The sequence below is a fragment of the Pseudomonas sp. PDM32 genome (assembly GCF_019219225.1).
Taxonomy (GTDB): Bacteria; Pseudomonadota; Gammaproteobacteria; order Pseudomonadales; family Pseudomonadaceae; genus Aquipseudomonas; species Aquipseudomonas laurylsulfatiphila.
In genome coordinates this window covers 352,520-373,742 of record NZ_JAHUWE010000007.1, presented here as the reverse complement: position 1 = coordinate 373,742, position 21,223 = coordinate 352,520, and the positions used below count along the sequence as shown (strand labels likewise).

22 protein-coding genes and 1 pseudogene are annotated in these 21,223 nt (G+C 60.9%); 3 read left to right on the top strand and 20 right to left on the bottom strand.

Annotated elements, in window-relative coordinates:
- Positions 1 to 99: 99 nt before the first annotated feature.
- The 11 genes and pseudogenes from KW846_RS30485 to ubiE form a co-directional block, all read right to left on the bottom strand.
- Positions 100 to 813 carry a methyl-accepting chemotaxis protein gene (locus tag KW846_RS30485; protein ID WP_371321757.1) on the bottom strand — a complete coding sequence of 238 codons (714 nt, stop codon included), beginning with the start codon at positions 811 to 813 and terminating at the stop codon, positions 100 to 102.
- 141 nt (positions 814 to 954) lie between these two features.
- Positions 955 to 2,016 (bottom strand): annotated as a pseudogene (locus tag KW846_RS30480) (methyl-accepting chemotaxis protein); the annotation flags it as partial.
- Positions 2,017 to 2,253: 237 nt separating this feature from the next.
- On the bottom strand, positions 2,254 to 2,961 hold the full coding sequence (locus tag KW846_RS16090) for a 16S rRNA (uracil(1498)-N(3))-methyltransferase (RefSeq protein ID WP_218483358.1): 708 nt from the start codon (positions 2,959 to 2,961) through the stop codon (positions 2,254 to 2,256).
- Positions 2,958 to 3,752 carry a twin-arginine translocase subunit TatC gene (gene tatC, locus KW846_RS16085; RefSeq protein WP_057712372.1) on the bottom strand — a complete coding sequence of 265 codons (795 nt, stop codon included), beginning with the start codon at positions 3,750 to 3,752 and terminating at the stop codon, positions 2,958 to 2,960. The genes KW846_RS16090 and tatC overlap by 4 nt, the downstream gene beginning before the upstream one ends.
- Positions 3,749 to 4,189 carry a Sec-independent protein translocase protein TatB gene (tatB, locus tag KW846_RS16080; protein ID WP_218475819.1) on the bottom strand — a complete coding sequence of 147 codons (441 nt, stop codon included), beginning with the start codon at positions 4,187 to 4,189 and terminating at the stop codon, positions 3,749 to 3,751. The genes tatC and tatB overlap by 4 nt, the downstream gene beginning before the upstream one ends.
- 10 nt (positions 4,190 to 4,199) lie before the next feature.
- Positions 4,200 to 4,472 (bottom strand): twin-arginine translocase TatA/TatE family subunit, encoded by a 273-nt coding sequence (locus KW846_RS16075; RefSeq protein WP_102698555.1) that lies wholly within the window; start codon positions 4,470 to 4,472, stop codon positions 4,200 to 4,202.
- Positions 4,473 to 4,497: 25 nt separating this feature from the next.
- Complete coding sequence (locus KW846_RS16070) at positions 4,498 to 4,830, bottom strand: phosphoribosyl-ATP diphosphatase (protein WP_007975564.1); 333 nt, start codon at positions 4,828 to 4,830, stop codon at positions 4,498 to 4,500.
- Positions 4,823 to 5,224 (bottom strand): phosphoribosyl-AMP cyclohydrolase, encoded by a 402-nt coding sequence (hisI, locus tag KW846_RS16065; protein WP_007989281.1) that lies wholly within the window; start codon positions 5,222 to 5,224, stop codon positions 4,823 to 4,825. The genes KW846_RS16070 and hisI overlap by 8 nt, the downstream gene beginning before the upstream one ends.
- 81 nt (positions 5,225 to 5,305) lie before the next feature.
- Positions 5,306 to 6,910, bottom strand: a complete 1,605-nt coding sequence (ubiB, locus tag KW846_RS16060; RefSeq protein ID WP_218483356.1) for a ubiquinone biosynthesis regulatory protein kinase UbiB — start codon at positions 6,908 to 6,910, stop codon at positions 5,306 to 5,308.
- Positions 6,907 to 7,530 carry an SCP2 domain-containing protein gene (locus KW846_RS16055; protein WP_007975567.1) on the bottom strand — a complete coding sequence of 208 codons (624 nt, stop codon included), beginning with the start codon at positions 7,528 to 7,530 and terminating at the stop codon, positions 6,907 to 6,909. Before KW846_RS16055 ends, ubiB begins: the two co-directional genes overlap by 4 nt.
- Positions 7,530 to 8,300, bottom strand: a complete 771-nt coding sequence (ubiE, locus tag KW846_RS16050) for a bifunctional demethylmenaquinone methyltransferase/2-methoxy-6-polyprenyl-1,4-benzoquinol methylase UbiE (RefSeq protein ID WP_007975568.1) — start codon at positions 8,298 to 8,300, stop codon at positions 7,530 to 7,532. Before ubiE ends, KW846_RS16055 begins: the two co-directional genes overlap by 1 nt.
- A 155-nt stretch (positions 8,301 to 8,455) precedes the next feature.
- On the opposite strand from ubiE, the gene KW846_RS16045 reads away from it, so the two are divergent.
- The 3 genes from KW846_RS16045 (at position 8,456) to KW846_RS16035 (ending at position 10,277) form a co-directional block, all read left to right on the top strand.
- Positions 8,456 to 8,731 (top strand): polyhydroxyalkanoic acid system family protein, encoded by a 276-nt coding sequence (locus KW846_RS16045; protein ID WP_102698558.1) that lies wholly within the window; start codon positions 8,456 to 8,458, stop codon positions 8,729 to 8,731.
- Positions 8,732 to 8,935: 204 nt separating this feature from the next.
- Entirely contained in the window at positions 8,936 to 9,358 is a 423-nt protein-coding gene (locus KW846_RS16040; RefSeq protein ID WP_218483353.1) for a phasin family protein, read from the top strand.
- 10 nt (positions 9,359 to 9,368) lie between these two features.
- A complete protein-coding gene (locus tag KW846_RS16035) occupies positions 9,369 to 10,277 on the top strand; it encodes a phasin family protein (RefSeq protein WP_218483352.1) in 909 nt (302 codons plus the stop codon).
- A gap of 192 nt (positions 10,278 to 10,469) precedes the next feature.
- Here the strand turns inward: KW846_RS16035 and KW846_RS16030 are convergent, their stop codons facing one another.
- The 9 genes from KW846_RS16030 to argS form a co-directional block, all read right to left on the bottom strand.
- On the bottom strand, positions 10,470 to 11,090 hold the full coding sequence (locus KW846_RS16030) for a TetR/AcrR family transcriptional regulator (protein WP_007975574.1): 621 nt from the start codon (positions 11,088 to 11,090) through the stop codon (positions 10,470 to 10,472).
- Positions 11,091 to 11,149: 59 nt separating this feature from the next.
- Positions 11,150 to 12,832 (bottom strand): class II poly(R)-hydroxyalkanoic acid synthase, encoded by a 1,683-nt coding sequence (gene phaC / locus KW846_RS16025; protein ID WP_116580793.1) that lies wholly within the window; start codon positions 12,830 to 12,832, stop codon positions 11,150 to 11,152.
- A gap of 115 nt (positions 12,833 to 12,947) precedes the next feature.
- The gene (gene phaZ / locus KW846_RS16020) at positions 12,948 to 13,802 is read right to left on the bottom strand and encodes a poly(3-hydroxyalkanoate) depolymerase (protein ID WP_007975576.1); all 855 of its coding nucleotides are present in this window, start codon (positions 13,800 to 13,802) and stop codon (positions 12,948 to 12,950) included.
- A gap of 228 nt (positions 13,803 to 14,030) precedes the next feature.
- On the bottom strand, positions 14,031 to 15,710 hold the full coding sequence (phaC, locus tag KW846_RS16015; RefSeq protein ID WP_007975578.1) for a class II poly(R)-hydroxyalkanoic acid synthase: 1,680 nt from the start codon (positions 15,708 to 15,710) through the stop codon (positions 14,031 to 14,033).
- A 258-nt stretch (positions 15,711 to 15,968) separates the two neighbouring features.
- A complete protein-coding gene (locus KW846_RS16010; protein ID WP_007999201.1) occupies positions 15,969 to 16,346 on the bottom strand; it encodes a gamma-butyrobetaine hydroxylase-like domain-containing protein in 378 nt (125 codons plus the stop codon).
- A gap of 139 nt (positions 16,347 to 16,485) precedes the next feature.
- The gene (gene hslU, locus KW846_RS16005; protein WP_102698564.1) at positions 16,486 to 17,823 is read right to left on the bottom strand and encodes an HslU--HslV peptidase ATPase subunit; all 1,338 of its coding nucleotides are present in this window, start codon (positions 17,821 to 17,823) and stop codon (positions 16,486 to 16,488) included.
- 54 nt (positions 17,824 to 17,877) lie between these two features.
- The gene (hslV, locus tag KW846_RS16000; RefSeq protein ID WP_007975582.1) at positions 17,878 to 18,408 is read right to left on the bottom strand and encodes an ATP-dependent protease subunit HslV; all 531 of its coding nucleotides are present in this window, start codon (positions 18,406 to 18,408) and stop codon (positions 17,878 to 17,880) included.
- A gap of 219 nt (positions 18,409 to 18,627) precedes the next feature.
- Entirely contained in the window at positions 18,628 to 19,341 is a 714-nt protein-coding gene (locus KW846_RS15995; RefSeq protein WP_007975583.1) for an SPOR domain-containing protein, read from the bottom strand.
- Position 19,342: 1 nt separating this feature from the next.
- A complete protein-coding gene (argS, locus tag KW846_RS15990) occupies positions 19,343 to 21,079 on the bottom strand; it encodes an arginine--tRNA ligase (RefSeq protein ID WP_218483350.1) in 1,737 nt (578 codons plus the stop codon).
- Positions 21,080 to 21,223 lie beyond the last annotated feature (144 nt).

Here is a 21,223-nt window from a genome sequence, read left to right as displayed (position 1 = left end):
GAGGCACACATTGTGTGAACACCGAAAATACCTGTGGGAGCGGGCTTGCCCGCGAAGGCATCACCTCGGTCCTGAGTGAACCGAGGTATGCAGATCACCTCAAACCCTGAACTTGCCCACCAGCATCTGCAAATGCGTCCCCAGTCGTGCCAGCTCAACGCTGGAGGCTGCGGTCTCTTCACTGGCTGCCGAGGTCTGATCCGACACATCCCGCACGTTCAGCACGCTGCGGTTGATCTCTTCGGCCACGGCACTTTGCTGTTCGGCGGCAGCGGCGATCTGCTGGTTCATCGCCTGAATCGCCGAGACGGTGCGGGTGATGCTTTCCAGTGAGCCACCGGCGCGACGGGTCAGTTCGACACTGCTGTCGGTCAGGGTGCGGCTGTTGTCCATGATGGTCGCCACTTGCTGCGTGCCGCTTTGCAGGCCGACGATCAGCTCTTCGATCTCTTCGGTGGATTTCTGGGTGCGCTGGGCCAGGCTGCGAACTTCGTCTGCGACCACGGCAAACCCACGACCGGCTTCACCGGCTCGGGCAGCTTCAATCGCGGCGTTGAGCGCCAGCAGGTTGGTTTGCTGGGCCACGGACTTGATCACGTCGAGCACGCTGCCGATCTTGTCGCTTTCGCGCTTGAGCTCGCCCATGGCCTCGGTGGAGTGGCCGACTTCCGCGGCCAGGCGCTCGATCTGGGCAATGGCTTCAGCCACCACTTTGTCGCCCTCACGGGCCTGCTGGTCGGCGGCGACGGCCGCTTCGGATGCCTCTTCGGCGTTGCGCGCCACTTCCTGCACGGTGGCGGCCATTTCATTCATGGCGGTGGCGACCTGATCGGTCTCGACTTTCTGGCTGTTGACCCCGGCGCTGGTCTGCTCGGTGACCGCGGACAGCTCTTCAGCGGCGCTGGCGATCTGTGTGACGCCATCGCTGATGCCGCCGATCAGTTCGCGCAGGCCTTGGGTCATGCTCTGCATGGCGCGTTGCAACTGGCCGAGTTCGTCGCGACGCTGCGACGTCAGGTTGTGGGTCAGGTCGCCGCTGGCAACGCGCTCAGCCACGGCCAGGGTCTGGTTCAACGGAATGATGATCTGCCGGGTGATCGCCCACGCGGCCAGCAGGCCGAAGGCGATGGCCAGAACGGTGGCGAGGGTCAGCATGTTCTTGGCGTGGGCGGCGTCGCTGTCGCGCACGACGGTTTGCGAGACGGTGAGTTTCTGGCTCATGTCCAACAGGATGTCGCCTTGGGCGGACATGCGTACCAGGGCCTTGGCGCTGGCCACTTGGGAGTCGCGGAACTGGCTGACGGCGGCACGATAGGCCTTCAGTGAGTCAGTCGCCTGTTGCAGGTTGGCGATGTGTTCATCAGGCAGTTTGGCCGGCAGGCTCTCGAGGTTCTTCAGGGCGTTGTCGATCGCGTCGAGGGCTGGCTGTTCGGCTTCGCTCTTGCCGCTGTAGGTATAGCCGCGAACCTGGAAGCGCGCCTGCTGGATCAGTTTGCTCAGGTCGATCACGCTATTGAATGCTGCGACGCTGTCACCTTGCAGCATGGATTTTTCCACTTCGGCGACGCGGGCCACGGCGTTGTCGGCGGTGGCGCCGAGTTTGCTGCGGGCATCTTCACGCTGGGCACCCGCCTGGGTCATGTCGTTGAAGGCACGACGGTATTCGGCGACAGCGGCCAGTTGTTGATCGACCATGGCCGTGTCGGCTGGCTGTTCGATCAGACCGCGGGCGGTCTGCAGGCCGCTTTCGAGTTTGCCCAGCAGATCGTTGACGGCACCGGGGCCTTGTTCCCCGCGACGCATCTCGTAATCCAGGCGTGCAATGCGCAGATCCTTGGTCAGGTCGTTGAGGCTGGCGATGAACCCCAGTTTATCGCCACGGCTGGTGACGCCGCTCAGGCCGGTCCAGCCGGTGAAGGTAATCAGCAGGGTCAGTAACAGCACCAGACCGAAGCCGATCCCCAGTTTGCGTTTGACGCTGACGTTTCCCAGATTCTCGGCTAGCCATTGGTACATGCTGAATCTCCCCGGACCACAATTTGGTTTTATGGGGGTTGTATCGGCAGAGCTGTGTGGATCTATAGGTGCACAGGATTTTTCAGATGTGTGGTGATCTGTGGCGAGGGGGCTTGCCCCCGCTCGGGTGCGCAGCAGCCGTAAAAAAGGTGCATGCGGTTTGGCTGGAGTAACAGCAGTGGCCGCTGCGCGACCAAACGGGGGCAAGCCCCCTCGCCACAGTGATCGCGTAGGGATTTAGAAAAGGCGGGCCAGCAGAGCGGTCACGGCGGTTTCGACGCGCAGGATGCGCTCGCCCAGTTGCACCGGTTGCAGGCCGGATTTGCCCAGCAGGTCGATCTCGTAGGGAATCCAGCCACCCTCGGGGCCGATGGCCAGGGTCACCGGTTCGCTGAGTGCGCGAGGGCAGGGCGGGTAATTGCCGGGATGCCCCACCAGGCCGAGGGTGCCGTCGGTGATCGCCGGCAAACGGTCCTCGACGAACGGCTTGAAACGCTTCTCGATGACGACTTCCGGCAGCACGCTGTCCCGGGCCTGTTCGAGGCCGAGGATCAATTGCTCGCGAATGGCCTCGGGCTCCAGGAAGGGGGTCTGCCAGAAGCTCTTCTCGACGCGATAGCTGTTGACCAGCACGATACGTGGCACACCCATGGCCGCCACAGTCTGGAACACCCTGCGCAGCATCTTGGGGCGTGGCAGGGCCAATACCAGGGTCAATGGCAGCTTGGCCGGTGGCGGCTGGTCGAGGTTGACGCGCAATTCTGCTTCGTCGGCGTCCAGGCGCAGTACTTCGGCCGAGCCCATCAGCCCGCCGATCCGCCCGACGCGCATGCTGTCACCCACTTCGCAGCGGTGGACTTCCTGCATGTGGGTCAGCCGGCGATCACGCAGGATCGCTCGGTCGGCCGCAATGAAGTCGGCCTCTTCCAGGAGCAACAGGTTCACGCTTGGGTCGCTGGCGGCTGGTCGTTGTGATCGTCAGCCGGTTGGTCTTCCGGATGGTCGCCTCGCTTGCTGATCAGGCTGCCGAAAAGGATGCCGATTTCAAACAACAGCCACATCGGCACGGCCAGCAAGGTCTGCGAGAAGATGTCCGGCGGTGTCAGGATCATGCCGACCACGAAACAGCCGATGATCACGTACGGGCGGATCTTCTTCAGGTATTTGACGTCGACCACGCCGATCCACACCAGCAGCACCACGGCCACCGGGATTTCGAATGCCACGCCAAAGGCGAAGAACAGCGTCATGACGAAATCGAGGTAGCTGGTGATGTCGGTCATCATTTCCACACCGGCCGGTGTGGCGGCGGCGAAGAACTTGAAGATCAGCGGGAACACCAGGAAGTAGGCGAAGGCCATGCCGGCGTAGAACAGAAAGATGCTGGAGACCAGCAAGGGCACGGCAATACGCTTTTCATGCTTGTACAGGCCGGGGGCGATGAAACCCCAGATCTGGTGCAGGATCACCGGAATCGCCAGGAACAGCGAGACCATCATCGTCAGCTTCAGCGGCGTCAGGAATGGCGACGACACGTCGGTGGCAATCATCGTCGCGCCGGCGGGCAGGTACGCACGCAGCGGCGTGGAGACAAAGGTGTAGATCTGCTGGGTAAAGGCAAACAGGCCGGCGAAGATGATGAAAATCGCCGCTACGCAGCGCAGCAGTCGGGTACGCAACTCGGTGAGGTGCGAAACCAGCGGCATGTGCTGGTCGTTTTCTGGGAGATCGCTCATGGGGCTCGCGGCGGCAGTGTTGGGTCATGAGGGGCTGGCGCAACAGGCGCAGCGGGTTCAACCGGAGCGGCTGCAACAACGGGCGCAGGTTCGACAGGCGCTACAACGGCAGCAGGTGTTGAGTCGACAGTAGCGGCAGGTGCTTGAATCGTCTGCGCACCCACATGCTCGACCGGCGTCGGCTCCTGCTGGGTCGGCGTGAAGATTTTCCGCGCCTCCTGCTCAAGCGACAGGATGTGTTCGTTGTGCAGTTGCCGACGAATCTCGTCGGCACCGATTTCACGTTCAACTTCCTGTTTGATCGCGTTGAAGCTGCGCTTCAGGCGCCCGACCCACAGGCCCGCGGTACGCGCAGCGCCCGGCAAGCGTTCGGGGCCCAGCACCAGCAGGGCAACGAGGCCGACGAGCAGCAGTTCAGAGAAGCTGATACCAAACATTAGTCAGTGCTCACACGTCTTTGCGGATCGGCTCTTCGACTTTCTGTGCCTGCACGTCGATGGTGTGCGGCTGGTTCACAGTGGTCTGTGGCTGGACCGGTGGAACCGGTTGGGCCGGGGTCGCATTCGGGTCGGCCGGTTTTTCGTCGTCGTTCATGGCTTTCTTGAAGCCCTTGATCGATTCGCCGACGTCAGTACCGAGGTTTTTCAGTTTCTTGGTGCCGAATACCAGTACCACGACAACCAGGATGACGATCCAGTGTTTCCAGTCAAAAATGCCCATGCTGCTGCTCCTCTCTAATAGTTATTCAGGCGGACGGGCGCGAGGCTTTCTCGGCGTGTCCGGAGAGACCGAAACGACGGTCCAGTTCATCGAGTACAGCCTGTGGATGCTGCCCCAATTGGGCGAGCATGACCATGCTGTGGAACCACAAATCGGCGGTTTCGTAGATCACATCGCTGCAGTCGCCGCTGACGGCGGCGTCCTTGGCGGCAATGATGGTCTCGACCGACTCTTCGCCGACTTTTTCCAGAATCTTGTTCAAGCCCTTGTGGTACAGGCTGGCGACATACGAACTGTCGGCGGCGGCGCCTTTGCGCTCTTCGAGTACCTCGGCGAGGCGGGTGAGAGTGTCACTCATGTTTGTGCCCTGCGGAATAGATGGCGTGCGGATCTTTCAGGACCGGGTCGACCGTTGTCCAGTCGCCGTTCTCATAGACGCGGTAGAAGCAGCTCTGGCGGCCGGTATGGCAGGCGATGTCGCCGATCTGCTCGACCATCAGGATGATGACGTCGGCGTCGCAGTCCAGGCGCATCTCGTGCAGTGTTTGCACGTGGCCGGACTCTTCGCCCTTGCGCCACAGCTTGCCACGGGAGCGCGACCAGTAAATGGCGCGGTTCTCGGCAGCGGTCAGTTCCAGTGCTTCGCGGTTCATCCAGGCCATCATCAGGACGCGCCCGGTCTTGTGATCCTGGGCAATCGCCGGCACGAGGCCATCGGCGTCCCACTTGATCTCGTCCAGCCAGTTTTTCATCTTCGACTCCGACAGCGGGCTCGACACTTCAATAGTCGAGCTCAGGCGTTGAAACAGTGTGCCAGTGCGCAGCACAACTGGCTATCGGCGCACGACCAGATACAAACCGACCGCCATCATGATGCCGGCTGGCCAATAGTCCAACTCATTCAATGGCCCGCCAGCGGCAAGGATGGCGCCACCGGCCAGATGGGCCGTACCGAGCAGGCGCAGGAACCAGTCGTCCCGGCGTCGATGCCACGCGGGCGGCGGATCGTAGGCGTGGGGCTGAGACATGCGTTCGAGCAGGTCGCGGGCCATGTTCGCCAGGTGCGGGATCTGCTCGAACTGACTGTGCACGTTGCCGAGCAAGGCTTTGGGGCTGACCCGCTCGCGCATCCAGCGTTCGAGGAACGGCTGCGCGGTGTTCCACAGGTCGAGGTCCGGGTACAGCTGACGGCCCAGGCCTTCGATGTTCAACAAGGTTTTTTGCAGCAGAACCAACTGCGGTTGAACCTCCATGTTGAAGCGCCGAGCGGTCTGGAACAGGCGCATCAGCACCTGACCGAAGGAAATATCTTTTAACGGTTTTTCGAAGATCGGCTCGCACACGGTACGGATCGCCGCTTCGAATTCGTTGAGCTTGGTTTCCGCCGGCACCCAGCCCGAATCGATGTGCAACTGCGCCACGCGACGGTAATCGCGCTTGAAGAAGGCGAACAGGTTGCGCGCCAGGTAATCCTGGTCTTCCGGGGTCAGGCTGCCGACGATGCCGCAGTCGATCGCAATGTACTGCGGGCTCCACGGATTCACGGTGCTGACGAAGATGTTGCCGGGGTGCATGTCGGCGTGGAAGAAGCTGTCGCGGAACACCTGGGTGAAGAAAATCTCCACGCCACGCTCGGCGAGCATTTTCATGTCGGTGCGCTGGTCGGCCAGGGTCGCCAGATCGGTGACCTGAATGCCGTAGATGCGCTCCATCACCAGTACTTTCGGCCGGCACCAGTCCCAATAGACTTGCGGCACGTACAGCAGCGGCGAGCCATCGAAGTTGCGCTTCAACTGGCTGGCATTGGCCGCCTCGCGCAGCAGGTCGAGTTCGTCGTAGATGGTTTTTTCGTAATCGCTGACCACGTCCACCGGGTGCAGCAGGCGCGCATCGGCGGAGAGTTTTTCGGCGGCGCGGGCGAGGATGAACAGCCACGCCAGGTCCTGGGCGATCACCGGTTTGAGACCGGGGCGGATCACCTTGACCACCACTTCTTCGCCGGTTTTCAGTTGCGCGGCATGCACCTGCGCCACCGAAGCGGAGGCCAGCGGCTCGACATCGAAACGGCTGAACACGTCGCTGATTTTCTTGCCCAGCTGTTCTTCGATCAGCTTGACCGACACTTGCGAGTCGAACGGCGGCACGCGGTCCTGCAGTTTCATCAGCTCATCGGCGATGTCTTCTGGCAACAGGTCGCGGCGTGTGGACAGGATCTGCCCGAACTTGATGAAAATCGGCCCCAGGTCCTGCAATGCCAGGCGCAGGCGCGCGCCACGGCTCAGATCCAGGGTCTTGCGCGGGAACCAGCGCCACGGCAAGGCGTAGCGCAGCGCCCGCAGAAACCAGGGCAACGGCAGGGCGAACAGCAGGTCATCGAGGCGGTAGCGGATCACGACGCGCTGGATGCGCAACAAACGGCGGACGGCAAGCAGCTTCATGCGTTATCGCTTGGGTCGAGGGATCGGGAAAGGCGCTCGAAACGCGCCTCGAGACGTTCCAGATCGAGCTTGATCTGGTCCAGTTCACTGAATCGGGCTTCGGCTTCGCGCTGACCGACAAGGGTGCGCGATTCTTCGGCCAGGTATTCGCCCAGGTTCTGGCCCAGGCTGGCAAAGCCTTGCTGGTACCAGCGGGCGCGACTGCGCAGGTGGCCGCCGACCAGTTGTGTGGCGACCGGGCCGAGCCAGCGCGAGAGCTCGTACTCCCAGTCCAGCTCCAGGTCCTGGAGGATCGCCGCCAGCTCCAGCAGTACGCCGCTGTCGCCGTCGAGTTCGACTTCAGGGCTGTGCAGGATCGAGGTCTTGTCCTTGCTCATGGCCAGTTTCAACAGGCTTGAAGCCGGTGCACGCAAGGTGCAGTCGGCGCCGGTTTCCCACTGGGAGGCGAGCATCAGGCCTTCGTCGCTGGGCAGGATGAACAGGTGCAGCGCCGGGCTGCGGCAATCGACGGCAATCACTTTGCCGGTCAGATGCGCCAGCCGCGGCAGCGCCGTGCTGTCGAGGCGCAGCACCCGGTTCAGGCCGAGTTCAACGCTGGCGAGCAGGCCGGCGAGCAGCATCAGGGCTTGATGCCGCGGTGCAGGGCCACGATGCCTGCGGTCATGTTGTGATAGGTCACGCGGTCGAAACCGGCCTCGACCATCATCGACTTCAGGGTTTCCTGGTTCGGGTGCATGCGGATCGATTCGGCCAGGTAGCGATAGCTTTCCGAGTCGTTGGTGATCAGCTTGCCCATCAACGGCATGAAGGCGAACGAGTAAGCGTCGTAGGCCTTGGACATCAGCGCGTTGGTCGGCTTGGAGAATTCCAGCACCAGCAAACGGCCACCCGGCTTGAGCACGCGCAGCATCGAGCGCAGGGCGTCTTCCTTGTGGGTCACGTTGCGCAGGCCGAAGGCGATGGTCACGCAGTCGAAATGGTTGTCCGGGAACGGCAGTTTTTCCGCATCGGCCTGGACGAATTCGACGTTGCCGGCCACACCCAGGTCCAGCAGGCGGTCACGGCCGACCTTGAGCATGGACTCGTTGATGTCGGCCAGTACGACCTGACCGGTCGGGCCTACCAGGTGCGAGAACTTCCTGGTCAGGTCGCCGGTGCCACCGGCGATGTCGAGCACGCGATTACCGGCACGAACGCCCGACAATTCGATCGCGAAACGCTTCCACAGACGGTGCATGCCGCCCGACAGAAGGTCGTTCATCAGGTCGTACTTGGCGGCTACCGAGTGGAAAACCTCAGCGACTTTTTCCGCTTTCTGGCTTTCCGGAACGTTTTTGAAGCCGAAGTGAGTGGTGGGTTCGGCATCGCTGCCTTTGCGCTGATCAGTCATATCGCTGTCACCAAAAGAGAATGCGCGACATTCTAATCCCCAAGGCATGCTTTGTCTTGGCAAGGCTGAAGGTAAGATGGGCAACTATCGGGACGTTTTGACACAGCAGAGGTCAAGATGCCCCGGGAAAGCATCCATAAAGCAGGAGTCATTCGATGGCCCGTATTAGTGTTGAACGTGCCCACGGCCTGGGTAAGGAAGCGGCTCGCGAGAAGGCCGACAAGCTGGCGCAGAAACTTTCCGATCAGTATGGCCTGGAGCCGCAGTGGTCCGGTGACACCCTGAACCTCAAGCGCTCGGGTGTGAAAGGTGCGGTGCATGTCACCGAGGATTCGATTCGTGTCGACGTGGAGCTGGGCCTGATGATGTCGGCCATGAGCGGCATGATCAAAGCGGAAATCGAGAAGGCGCTGGACAAGGCCCTCGTGTGATCCTGAAAAGATCGCAGCCTTCGGCAGCTCCTACACAGGTTCGCGTTTACCTGTAGGAGCTGCCGAAGGCTGCGATCTTTTCCAAAAGGCACACTCATTCATGTCATTTGTTAGGGTGCCGTTTCTAATTTTTCTCCCTACTTTGTGCCAGAGCCCGCCACTTATCCGGGCAGTTCCTCAAACCTTTTGCGCGTGAGGTGCACCATGGCCAAAGTTATTTTGAAGAAAAAAATCGACGCATCGACCAGCACGCTGAGCGACGTCAAATCCTATGCCCGCAAGATCTGGCTGGCAGGCCTGGGCGCCTACGCCAAGGTCGGCCAAGAGGGCAGCGAATACTTTCAAGAGCTGATCAAGGCTGGTCAGGTTGTTGAAAAGAAAGGCAAAAAAGTAGTCGCTGAGAAACTTGAAGCGGCCAATGCCGAGATCGTTGAAGTCAAGAGTGAAGTCAGCACTTTCAAAGGCAAGGTCGAAGTTCAACTCGACAAGGTCGAGAAGGCGTTCGACACGCGTGTCGCAAGTGCCTTGAATCGTATCGGCATTCCGTCTAAACATGACGTTGAGACACTCTCTGCTAAGCTCGATGAGCTGACGGCATTGCTCGAACGTGTCGCGCGTAAATCTTAAGGAGAACGGGATGGCTGTTAAAAAGAAAACCGAAAAAGAAGGCAGCTCGTGGATCGGGAAGGTTGAAGATTACTCCCGAAAAATCTGGCTGGCTGGTTTAGGCGTGTACTCGAAGATCGACACTGACGGCAGCAAACTCTTCGATGCATTGGTCAAGGATGGCGAGAAAGCCGAGAAGCTCACCAAGAGCGCTGTTGGCAAGACAGTCGACGCCGCAAAGGACTCCGCTTCTTCGGCAAAATCGCGCATCAGCGGTGTGAAAGATCGTGCACTGGGCAAGTGGGATGAGCTGGAAGGTGCTTTCGACAAGCGTCTGAACAGTGCCATCTCGCGTCTGGGCGTACCGAGCCGCAACGAAGTCAAGGCACTGCACAGCAAGGTCGAGACCCTGACCAAGCAAATCGAAAAACTGACCGGTGCCAAGGTTGCGCCTGTTGCGGCGAAAACCGCGGCGGCCAAGCCTGCTGCCAAGACTGCCGCCGCCAAGCCAGCCGCGAAAACGGCTGCCAAGCCACTGGCAAAAGCTGCGGCTAAACCTGCTGCCAAGCCTGCCGCAAAAACTGCAGCCGCCAAACCTGCAGCCGCCAAACCTGCAGCGGCCAAACCGGCTGCGGCGAAAGCTGTCGCCAAACCGGCTGCCAAGCCAGCAGCGGCCAAGCCTGCGGCTAAAACGGCTGCAGCAAAACCCGCCGCCGCCAAGCCGGCAGCCAAACCTGCTGCTGCGAAAAAGCCTGCAGTGAAGAAGCCGGCAGCTCCAAAAGCCGCCGCGCCAAAACCAGCAGTAGCAGCTGCCAAGCCGGCAACCCCGGCAACCCCGGCAGCAGCTCCGGTCAGCGCCTCGAACTCCGCGACCGCGCCAACCCCTGCTGTCACCCCGACTGCCGCGCCAGCGCCATCGACGCCAACCAGTCAGTCCTGATTTTCAGGGCTCAAGAAAACGCCCGGCCTGCCAAGGTCGGGCGTTTTTGTTTGTGCGCGAATTTCTGAGCGACACAAGCCCACTGTGGGAGCGAGCTTGCTCGCGATAGCGGTGTATCAGTCGACATCCATGTTGGCTGAACAGACGCCATCGCGAGCAAGCTCGCTCCCACAGGGTTGGCGGGTGTCAGGCTTACTCGTGTGCTTCCAGGTACTGCATTGCCATTTGCTCCGTCGCCACTTTGATCGGTGGCAACAGATGCGGCGCCACCAGCATCATGATCTGGTAAACCACCAACCGCACCTCGCCTTCACGATCGAGAATCCGCTGGTAATCCAGTGAAAACAGCAGGGTCATGGTGATCTGTTCCACCAGTTGCCCTAACGCCTGGGTGTCGCTGACCAATTGCCCTTGAGCCTTCAATCGTGCGAGCAACGACGCCAGTGTGCGCTTGAGTGCATTGAGCAGGTTGCGAATGCCCTTGGCCAGTTTCGGCAGGCGTCCGGCGAGGTTCGACAGGTCCTGGAACAGAAACCGGTAGTGGGACAGGCGCTCGACGATCAGATGCAGGAACAACCAGTAATCTTCGGGGCCCAATTCGACGTCGGACGGTGGGTCGAGCAGCGGTTGCAGTTCACATTGAAAGCGCTCGAACAGCCCGAGTATCAGCGGTTCCTTGCCGTGAAAGTGGTAGTAGAGGTTACCCGGGCTGATGCCCATTTCATTGGCAACTTCCATGGTGGAGACATTCGGTTCGCCCTTCTGATTGAACAACTGCAGGGCACATTCGAGGATCCGGTCGCGGGTTTTCATCCAGTCTTCTTAATGATCGGGTCTTGCCACGGCCGGCAGCGGCCGTGGCGCGTTGAACGTCAGCGCACGCGCACGTAAGTACCGGGTGCTGCCTCCATCGGTGGGTAGTTCTGGTTGCCGAGCGCCATGTGGGTTTCCTTCTGCGCGCCGGAGCGTTCCTGAATCCAGCCCAGCCATTGGGTCCACCAGCTGCCGTCGACATGTTTGGCGTCGTAATACCAGGCGCGGGGGTCGCTGCTCAGTTTGCCGTTCTCGACGTAGTTGGCTTTCGGGTTGCTCGGCGGGTTGAGGATGCTCTGCACATGGCCGCTGTTGGACAGCACGAAGCGCCGTTCGCCACCGAGCAACAGTGTCGAGCGATACACCGCGTCCCACGGTGTGATGTGATCGTTGATGCCGGCGACGCTGAAGCTGTCGACGGTGACCTTCTGCAAATCGATCGGCGTGCCACACACTTCCAGTCCGCCCGGGTGGGTCAGCGGGTTGTGCTTGAAGAAGTCCAGCAGGTCGCCATGCAGGGCGGCCGGCAGGCGCGTGTTGTCGTTGTTCCAGTAGAGGATATCGAACGCCGGTGGCTCCTTGCCCAACAGGTAGTTGTTGACGAAGTAGCTCCAGATCAAATCGTTGGGGCGCATCCAGGCGAAGACCTTGGCCATGTCACGGCCGTCCAGCACACCTTTCTGATAGGAGCGGCGCTTGGCAGCCTCCAGCGTCTGCTCGTCGGCGAACAGCGTAGCGGGGCTGTCCAGCTGACTGTCGAGCAGGCTCACCAGATACGTCGCGCTGGACACTCTGCGCAGCTGCCGTTTGGCCTGCAGATGACCTTGCAGCGCGGCAATGGTCAGCCCGCCGGCGCAGGCGCCCATCAGATTGACTTCGCGCGCGCCGGTGATCGCCCGGCAGACATTCATCGCTTCTTCCACGGCTTCGACGTAGGTCGAGAGCCCCCATTCGCGGTGACGCACATCCGGGTTGCGCCAGCTGATCATGAAGGTTTGCAGGCCGTTTTTCAGGGCGTACTGGACGAAGCTGTTGTGCGGGCTCAGGTCGAAAATGTAGTACTTGTTGATTTGTGGCGGCACCACCAGCAGGGGCTTGGAATACTGCTTTTCGCTCATCGGCTTGTACTGGATCAACTCCAGCAGCTCGTTGCGAAACACCACGGCACCGGTGGTAGTGGCGACCGTCCTGCCGACCTCGAACGCTTGCTTGGTGACTTGCCGGGGCAGGCCGTCGTTATGCAGCAGATCGTCCACCAGATGGCTGATGCCCCGCACCAGGCTGTTACCGCCGGAATTGAACAGCTCCTTGATCGCCAGTGGGTTGAGCAGGGAGTTGGAGGGCGATACGGCGTCGTTGAGCAAGGTGAAGGCGAAGTGGGCGCGGGCGCGGTCGTCCGGGCTCATGTTGCTTTCGTCGATCCAACTTTTGACCTGCTTCTGCCAGCTCAGGTAGGCCTGCAGGCTACGGCGATAAAACGGGTTGAGGCTCCATGCCGGGTCGGCGAAGCGAGCGTCCTGCGGGTTGGTCGGGTGCAGGGTCTCGCCCAGCAGCACACGGCCAAGCTGACCGCCGAGTTTGAGGGCATGCCGGGCGCTGTGCAGTGGGTTGCGCAAGCCATGGGCGGCCACACTGCGCAGGGTCGACAGCAGATCCCGGCCGCGCAGGCCGGTAATCGCACTCTGTGCATTGATGAACGCGGCGGGAGTCGCCAAGGACTCCCTCGCTGGTTTCTCGCGCATGATTCAACACTCCTTCGTCTTCAGGCCAAAAACAAACACACTGAACCAGAACACCATAGACGCTGTAACGGGTTGTTGCGCGGCGTGGCGTCCTGCCGACCGCTGAGGCAGCGCTTTAACTGCCCAGTGGCGCCGGACGCGGATGCATCACCGCACGCTGGCGCTCCTCCTCGAGAAATTTCATGATGATCGGGGCCACCGCTTCGGCCCGGGTAATCAGGAACAGATGTCCGTCATCGATGATGTGCAACTGGGCGTTGGGAATCCGCCAGGCCAGCAAGCGCATGTTGACCAACGGGATCAACGGGTCATCGTCGCCGGCCAGCACCAGGGTTGGCTGACGGATCTTGTGCAACCAGTGGATGCTGGTCCAGCCGAGGCCGGCGAACAGTTGCCAGTAGTAACCGAGCTTGCCCGCCGAGCGCACCTTGGCCGCATGGCTGGCGGCCAGCGTCGGGTCGCGACGGAACGCACCACCGTAGATCATCGGCGCAATGCGGATCACGTGGGACGGCTGGATGTAGCGTCGCGGGCTGGCCATCATCCACAACACTTTCGGTTTGCCCGGTACCATCACCGCACCCGCCGCCGTGGCGGCCAGCACGAGTTTCTTGCAACGTTCCGGATAGTCATAAGCGAACTGCTGGGCCAGGGCGCCACCCCAGGACACGCCGATGACGTTGACCTGCCCGTAGTCGAGATAGTCGAGCATCCTCGCCGTGAGCTTGGCCAGCCCCGGAAAACGATACGGCCGGTTTGGCGTCGATGAACCGCCGACGCCGGGGACGTCGAAGGCGATGACTTCCAGGTCCGGGTCCAGCGCCGCAATGAACGGGAACACCAGCTCCAGGTTGGCGCCAATACCGTTGAAAATCAGCAGGGGCGTCAAGTGAGGCTTGCCGGGGCGTACCGCCGTGCGGAGCGTCTGGCCATCCAGGTCGACGGTACGGAATATGAAGGGTTGCGGCATGCTTCAGGCCCTGTGGGTCGTTCTCTCGAATTCTTCCCGATCCCCTTGTGGGCGCGGGCTTTGTGGCGAGGGGGCTTGCCCCCGTTCGACTGCGAAGCAGTCGTCAATCAGTCACCGCGCTCCGATACCAGACCGCGCTGATTGATTTCAGGCGCGCTTCGCGCACCAACGGGGGCAAGCCCCCTCGCCACAAAAGCTCGCCCCCACAGTGTGGGGCGGGTGTGTCAGTTACCGCTCATGCACGTAAGTGCCCGGTGCAGCTTCGCCCGCCGGGTACGCCTTGTTGCCCAGTTTCAGCGGAGCTTTTTTCAGGTTGCCCGAGCGCTGTGCCTGCCAGGCCTGCCAATGCAGCCACCACGAATCGGCGTGCTTGGTCGACTCTTCCTGCCAGTCATCGGCATTGGCGGGCATTTCAGTGCTGGTCATGTAGCGCGATTTCGGATTGCCCGGCGGGTTCAGGATGCTCTGGATATGCCCGCTGCTGGACAGCACGAATTCAACATTGCCGCCGAACAGTTGCGCCGACTTGTAGCAGGAGCGCCACGGGGTGATGTGGTCGCTGGTCCCGGCCAGGGAAAAGATATCGGCGGTAACCTGCTTCAGGTCGATCGGTGTGCCGCACACTTCCAGTGCATTCGGACGAATCAATGGATTGCTTTTGAACATTTCAATCAGGTCGCCGTGGAACGCAGCCGGTAACCGGGTGGTGTCGTTGTTCCAGAACAGGATGTCGAACACCGGTGGCTCGTTGCCCAGCAGGTAGTTGTTGACCCAGTAGTTCCAGATCAGGTCATTGGGGCGCATCCAGGCAAAGACTTTCGCCATGTCGCGGCCTTCCAGCACGCCGGCCTGATAGGAGTGGCGCTTGGCGCTTTCGAGGGTTTGTTCATCGACGAACAGCGCCACATCGCTGTCCAGGGTGGTGTCGAGCACACTGACCAGCAGGGTGAGGGCATTGACCTTGTTCTCGCCAATCGCTGCGTAATGGCCCAGCAGCGCGGTGCAGGTGATGCCGCCGGAGCAGGCGCCGAGCATGTTCACGTCCTTGCTGCCGGTGATCGCGGTGACCACGTCGACCGCTTCCTTGAGCGCCTCAATGTAAGTCGACAGGCCCCACTCACGCTGCTCCTTGGTCGGATTGCGCCAGCTGACGATGAAGGTTTGCACGTTGCTGCGCAGGCAGAACCGCGCCAGGCTTTTCTCCGGGCTGAGGTCGAAAACGTAGAATTTGTTGATTTGCGGTGGCACCACCAGCAGAGGGCGCTCGTGCACCTGTTCGGTGGTGGGCTTGTACTGGATCAGCTCCAGCACGTCGTTGCGAAACACCACTGCACCTTCGGTCACGGCCAGTGTCTTGCCGACCTCGAATGCCCCCATGTTGACCTGGCTCGGCATGCCACCGTTGTGTACCAGGTCCTTGGCCAGATGCGAGAGGCCGTCGAGCAGGCTTTTACCGCCGGTCTCGAAGAAACGCTTGACCGCCGCCGGGTTGGCCGCCGTGTTGGTCGGGGCCAAGGCCTCGGTCATGAGGTTGATCACGAAGTGCCCGCGGCTGACGTCCTTGGCCGGCAGGTTGCTGTCATCGATCCAGTCGTGGAGTTCCTTGCGCCACGCCAGGTAGGTTTGCAAATAACGTTTGTAGAGCGGGTTCTGGCTCCAGGCCGGATCGGCGAAGCGACGGTCATCGCCATTCGGAAGAAGCTCGGATTTGCCTAGCAGTACATTCTTGAGTTCAAGGCCGAAATGGGCGACATGCTTGGCGCTGTGAATCGGTTGTTTGATGGCCTGCCTGAGCACCATGCGAGCAGAAGCCAGTAGATCTTTTCCACGCAATCCAACGACAGGATTCAGCCCCAAGGTGTTTTCGGAGGCTTGCTGCTTCAAGTCATCGTTATTCTTGTTACTCATCTACGACGCTCCAATGTCCTGAGACGAGTACCCGGGGCCTGCTGTGCAGTCACACAACCAATTCCAGGTACTGCTGCTCGGGTGACCGTTAATACTGCATCGCTGCTTTTGTTCGCAGTGAGCACTGCAGGGAACTTGCCAGTTCCATTGGTTACCCGAGTTTAATTTTTTTCGCAAGCAGGCCAATCGACGGCCCTGGAGCGGAGCATTCAAACAGATGAAATTAGAAAATGCCCTCTAAAGAGCAAGAGGCTCGAATTAGAGCATCAGCTTGACGACGGATTCGTTCGGGTCGCGGGTTTTTCCGGCCGCTTTGAGTTCGGCCAGATAATCTTCCCACAGTGCGTCATAACGTCGCGCCAGTTCGTAGAGGTATTCCCAGGTGAACAGGCCGCTGTCGTGACCGTCATCGAAGGTCAGTTTCAGAGCGTACTGACCGGCCGGTTCTACCTTGGTCAGGCCGACGTTGATCTTGCCAAATTGCAGGATGGGTTTGCCGTGGCCCTGGACCTCGGCGGAAGGAGAGTGCACGCGCAGGAACTCGGCGGGCAGGGTGTATTCCTCGCCGGACGCGTATTTCAGCGACAGGGTTTTCGAGGCTTTGTGCAGCTTGATGTCGGTGGGGAGTTGGGTCATGACAGGTCGTCCGTCTATGTGGAACGCTCCGTAGGAGCTGCCGCAGGCTGCGATCTTTTGATCTTGAAAAGCAACATCAAAAGATCGCAGCCTGCGGTAGCCCCTACAGGTGTCACGTTCTCACAGGAGAGTAGGTGACCTACAGGATATAACGGGACAGGTCTTCGTTCTGCGCCAATTCGCCCAGGTGGCTGTTGACGTAGTCGGCGTCGATCTGGATCACCTTGCCGTCATGGGCGCTGGCCAGGTCGCCGGCGCTGAACGACACCTCTTCGAGCAGGCGCTCGAGCAGGGTGTGCAGGCGACGGGCACCGATGTTTTCGGTTTTTTCGTTGACCTGCCAGGCGATCTCCGCGATGCGCTTGATGCCGCTCGGCTGGAACTCGATGCCCAGGCCTTCGGTTTTCAGCAGCGCGCAGTATTGCTCGGTGAGCGAGGCGTGCGGTTCGCTGAGGATGCGTTCGAAGTCTTCCGGGCTCAGAGCCTTGAGTTCGACACGGATCGGCAGACGGCCTTGCAGCTCGGGCACCAGATCGCTTGGCTTGCTCAGGTGGAACGCGCCGGATGCAATGAACAGGATGTGGTCGGTCTTGACCATGCCCAGCTTGGTGTTGACGGTGCAGCCTTCGATCAGCGGCAGCAAGTCGCGCTGCACGCCTTCGCGGGATACATCGACGCCACCGGAATTGCCACGCTTGGCGACCTTGTCGATTTCGTCGATGAACACGATACCGTGCTGCTCGACGGCTTCCAGGGCCTTGGCCTTCAACTCTTCATCGTTGACCAGGCGGCTGGCTTCTTCGTCGCGCACCATCTTCAGCGCTTCTTTGACCTTGAGCTTGCGGGCTTTTTTCTTGCCCTTGCCCATGTTGGCAAAGAGGCTTTGCAGCTGGTTGGTCATTTCTTCCATGCCCGGTGGCGCGGAGATGTCGACGCCGGCCATTTCGGCGACTTCGATTTCGATCTCCTTGTCGTCCAGCTGACCTTCGCGCAGGCGCTTGCGGAACAGCTGGCGGGTGTTGGAATCGGCAGTCGGGGCGTCGTCGTTGCTGAAGCCCATGCGCGCCGGTGGCAGCAGGGCGTCGAGGATGCGCTCTTCGGCGGCGTCTTCGGCGCGGTGGCGAACCTTGACGATTTCCTGCTCGCGCAGCAGCTTGATCGCGGCATCGGCCAGGTCACGAATGATCGATTCGACGTCGCGGCCGACATAGCCGACTTCGGTGAACTTGGTCGCTTCGACCTTGATGAACGGCGCATTGGCCAGCTTTGCCAGGCGACGGGCGATCTCGGTTTTACCGACGCCGGTCGGGCCGATCATCAGGATGTTCTTTGGCGTGACTTCAACGCGCAGCTCTTCAGGCAGCTGCATGCGGCGCCAGCGGTTGCGCAGGGCAATGGCGACGGCGCGCTTGGCATCGTCCTGGCCGATGATGTGGCGGTTGAGTTCGTGGACGATTTCACGGGGAGTCATGGACATAATATTCAGTGGACCTCAAGCAAGAATGAGCCGTGGTGCGGTGGCTGCACGGACTTACTCGGCGCAGTCCTGCTCCTCAATGGTCTGGGTGTGGTTGGTGAATACACAGATGTCGCCGGCGATGCCAAGGGCGGTTTCGACGATTTCCCGGGCTGACAGGTCGGTCTTTTTCAGCAGCGCACTGGCCGCGGCCTGGGCGTAGGCGCCACCGGAACCCATGGCGATCAGGCCGTCTTCGGGTTCAACCACGTCACCGTTGCCGGTAATGATCAGGGAGGCGTCCTTGTTGGCGACCGCGAGCATGGCTTCAAGACGGCTCAGGGAGCGGTCGGTACGCCATTCTTTGGCGAGTTCGACGGCGGCGCGCACCAGGTGACCCTGGTGTTTTTCAAGCTGGCCTTCGAAACGTTCGAAGAGGGTAAAGGCGTCGGCGGTGGCACCGGCAAAACCGGCAATGACCTGGCCGTGGTACAGGCGACGAACTTTTTTCGCGTTGCCTTTCATCACGGTATTACCAAGGGAAACCTGGCCGTCGCCGCCCATGACGACTTTGCCGTGGCGGCGAACTGAAACGATGGTGGTCAAGGGAAGAGTCTCCACGCAGCGGGGCGAAAATGCCTTATGCCCATTCATATGGGGGTGCTGGAGTGGATTTCAACTGTAGGACGGGAGAGGGGACGAGTGGTGCGAGGCGCGTAGGAGCTGCCGAAGGCTGCGATCTTTTGATTTTGTTTTTTCAAGATCAAAAGATCGCAGCCTGCGGCAGCTCCTACAGGGGGCGGTGACTTCCGGGCGGGCAGGTAATCAGCGACTCTGGCGTTGTTGTAACAACAGATTGCTGAAGCCGGCGCCGGCCAGTTGTTTCTGGGCAGTCGTCAGTTGTTCACGGTTGCTGAACGGTCCGACCAGCACCCGATACCAGGTTTCGTCCTTCACCGTCCCGGACTCAACCGCCACAGCCTGGCCCAGCAGAATGATCTGCGCCCGAACCTTGTCCGCATCGGTCTCTTTGCGGAACGAGCCAGCCTGCAGGAAAAACTTCGTCACAGGCGCAGCCTTGACCGGTGGCGCTGGCGGCGGCGTGATCCCGGCCAATGCAGCCTGGGCGCGAGCCGTGTCGATCTTCGCCGCTTCGGCCGGGGTGACCGGCGTAGTCGGGATGGCCGGCACTTGTGGCGTCGGCAGGGTTTTTTCCGGCACGGCATCCGGCGGCACGATGACTTCCGATTCCGGCAGCAAGGTGTAGAAGTCGTACTTCGGCTTCACCGGTTGCGTCGGGCTCGGCGGGGTCTTGTTGGCCTCGGCGATCTTGCTGGCTTTCTGCTGTTGCTGTTGCTCGACCTTTTCACGCTTGACCGTGTCGCTGCCCTTGCCCGGTTCCAGCTTCATCAGGAACACGATAAACGCGCCGACCGTCAGGCCGATGGCCATCCACAGCCAGCCCGGGATCGGTTGCTTTGCAGGAGCTTGGTAACGGCTGGCGCCACGCTTGGGTGCAGGTTTTTTCTTGGCAGCCAACTTACATACGCTCCAGAGTTTCCAGGCCCAAGAGTTCCAGGCCTTGCTTGAGGGTGCGTCCGGTCAGCGCGGCGAGGCGCAGGCGGCTCTGCATTTGTGCCGGGGTGTCGGCGGCGAGGATCGGGCAGTTCTCGTAGAAGCTGGAGAACAGGCCGGCGACGTCGTACAGGTAAGTGCAGAGGATGTGCGGGGTGCCTTTTTCGGACACGTTGTTCAGGATCTCGCCAAACTGCGCGAGCTTCGCTGCCAGTTCGTGTTCGTGCGTCGCCTCGAGGACGATCTGGCCGTCGACTTCGCTGAAGTCCTTGCCGAGTTTGCGGAACACGCCAGCTACGCGGGTGTAGGCGTACAGCAGGTAGGGCGCGGTGTTGCCTTCGAAGTTGAGCATCAGGTCGAAGTTGAAGCTGTAGTCGCTGGTGCGGTGCTTGGACAGGTCGGCGTATTTTACTGCGCCGATGCCCACCACCTTGGCGATGTTGCGCAACTCGGCCTCGGCCAGCTCCGGGTTCTTGTCCTTGACCAGGGTATAGGCACGTTCCTGGGCTTCGGTCAGCAGGTCGATCAGCTTCACGGTGCCGCCATCACGGGTCTTGAACGGACGGCCGTCAGCGCCGTTCATGGTGCCGAAGCCCATGTGTTCCATTTCCATCGGATGGGTCACGAAACCGGCCTTGCGCGCCACGGCAAACACTTGCTGGAAGTGCAGGGCCTGACGCTGGTCGACGAAGTACAGCGCGCGATCGGCCTTGAGCTTGCCACTGCGGTAACGCACGGCCGCCAGGTCGGTGGTGGCGTAGAGGTAGCCGCCGTCAGCCTTGACGATGATCACCGGCAGCGGGTCGCCGTCGGCGTTCTTGAACTCGTCGAGGAATACGCACTGGGCGCCGTTGCTCTCGACCAGCATGCCAGCGGCCTTCAAATCGTTGACCACGTTGATCAGGTCGTCGTTGTAGGCACTTTCGCCCATCACATCGGCCATGGTCAGTTTGACGTTGAGCAGTTCGTAGATCTTCTGGCAGTGGGACAGAGAGATGTCCTTGAACTTGGTCCACAGGGCCAGGCAGTCGGCATCGCCGGCCTGCAGCTTGACCACCAGGCCGCGGGCGCGGTCGGCGAACTCTTCGGATTCGTCGAAGCGCTGCTTGGCGGCGCGGTAGAAATTTTCCAGGTCCGACAGCTCGTCGCTGGTGATCGGGTTTTCCTGCAGATAAGCCATCAGCATGCCGAACTGGGTGCCCCAGTCGCCGACGTGGTTCTGACGGATCACGGTGTCGCCGAGGAATTCGAGAACGCGGGCCACGCCGTCGCCGATGATGGTCGAGCGCAGGTGGCCGACGTGCATCTCCTTGGCCAGGTTCGGTGCCGACAGGTCGACCACGGTGCGCTGTACCGGGCCGGCCTTGCGCACGCCGATGCGGTCATCGGCCAGGGCGGCGTCCAGGCGGGTCGCCAGGGCGTCGGTGTTCTGGAAGAAGTTCAGGAAGCCGGGACCTGCGATTTCGGTCTTGGAAACGTTTTCGTCAGCCGGCAGCGCGGCGATGATTTTTTCCGCCAGATCGCGGGGCTTCATGCCGGCCGGTTTGGCCAGCATCATGGCGATGTTGCTGGCGAAGTCGCCGTTCTTCTTGTCGCGGGAGTTTTCCACCTGGATCGCCGGCGACAGGCCTTCAGGCAACACACCTTCGTTGACGAGTTGGGTGATGGCTTGTTGGATCAGCTGGCGAATGGTGTCTTTCATGGTCTTCTCTTTCGACCGCAGGCGCGGCGGCGCATCATGCGCTGGTGGAAAAACTGGGCATTATCCGTTGCGAAGACGGGCTTGCCAACCTTAGCAGGCAGGTTGTGGATGTGTGGTGACAAAAGAAGCAAAGATCGCAGACTA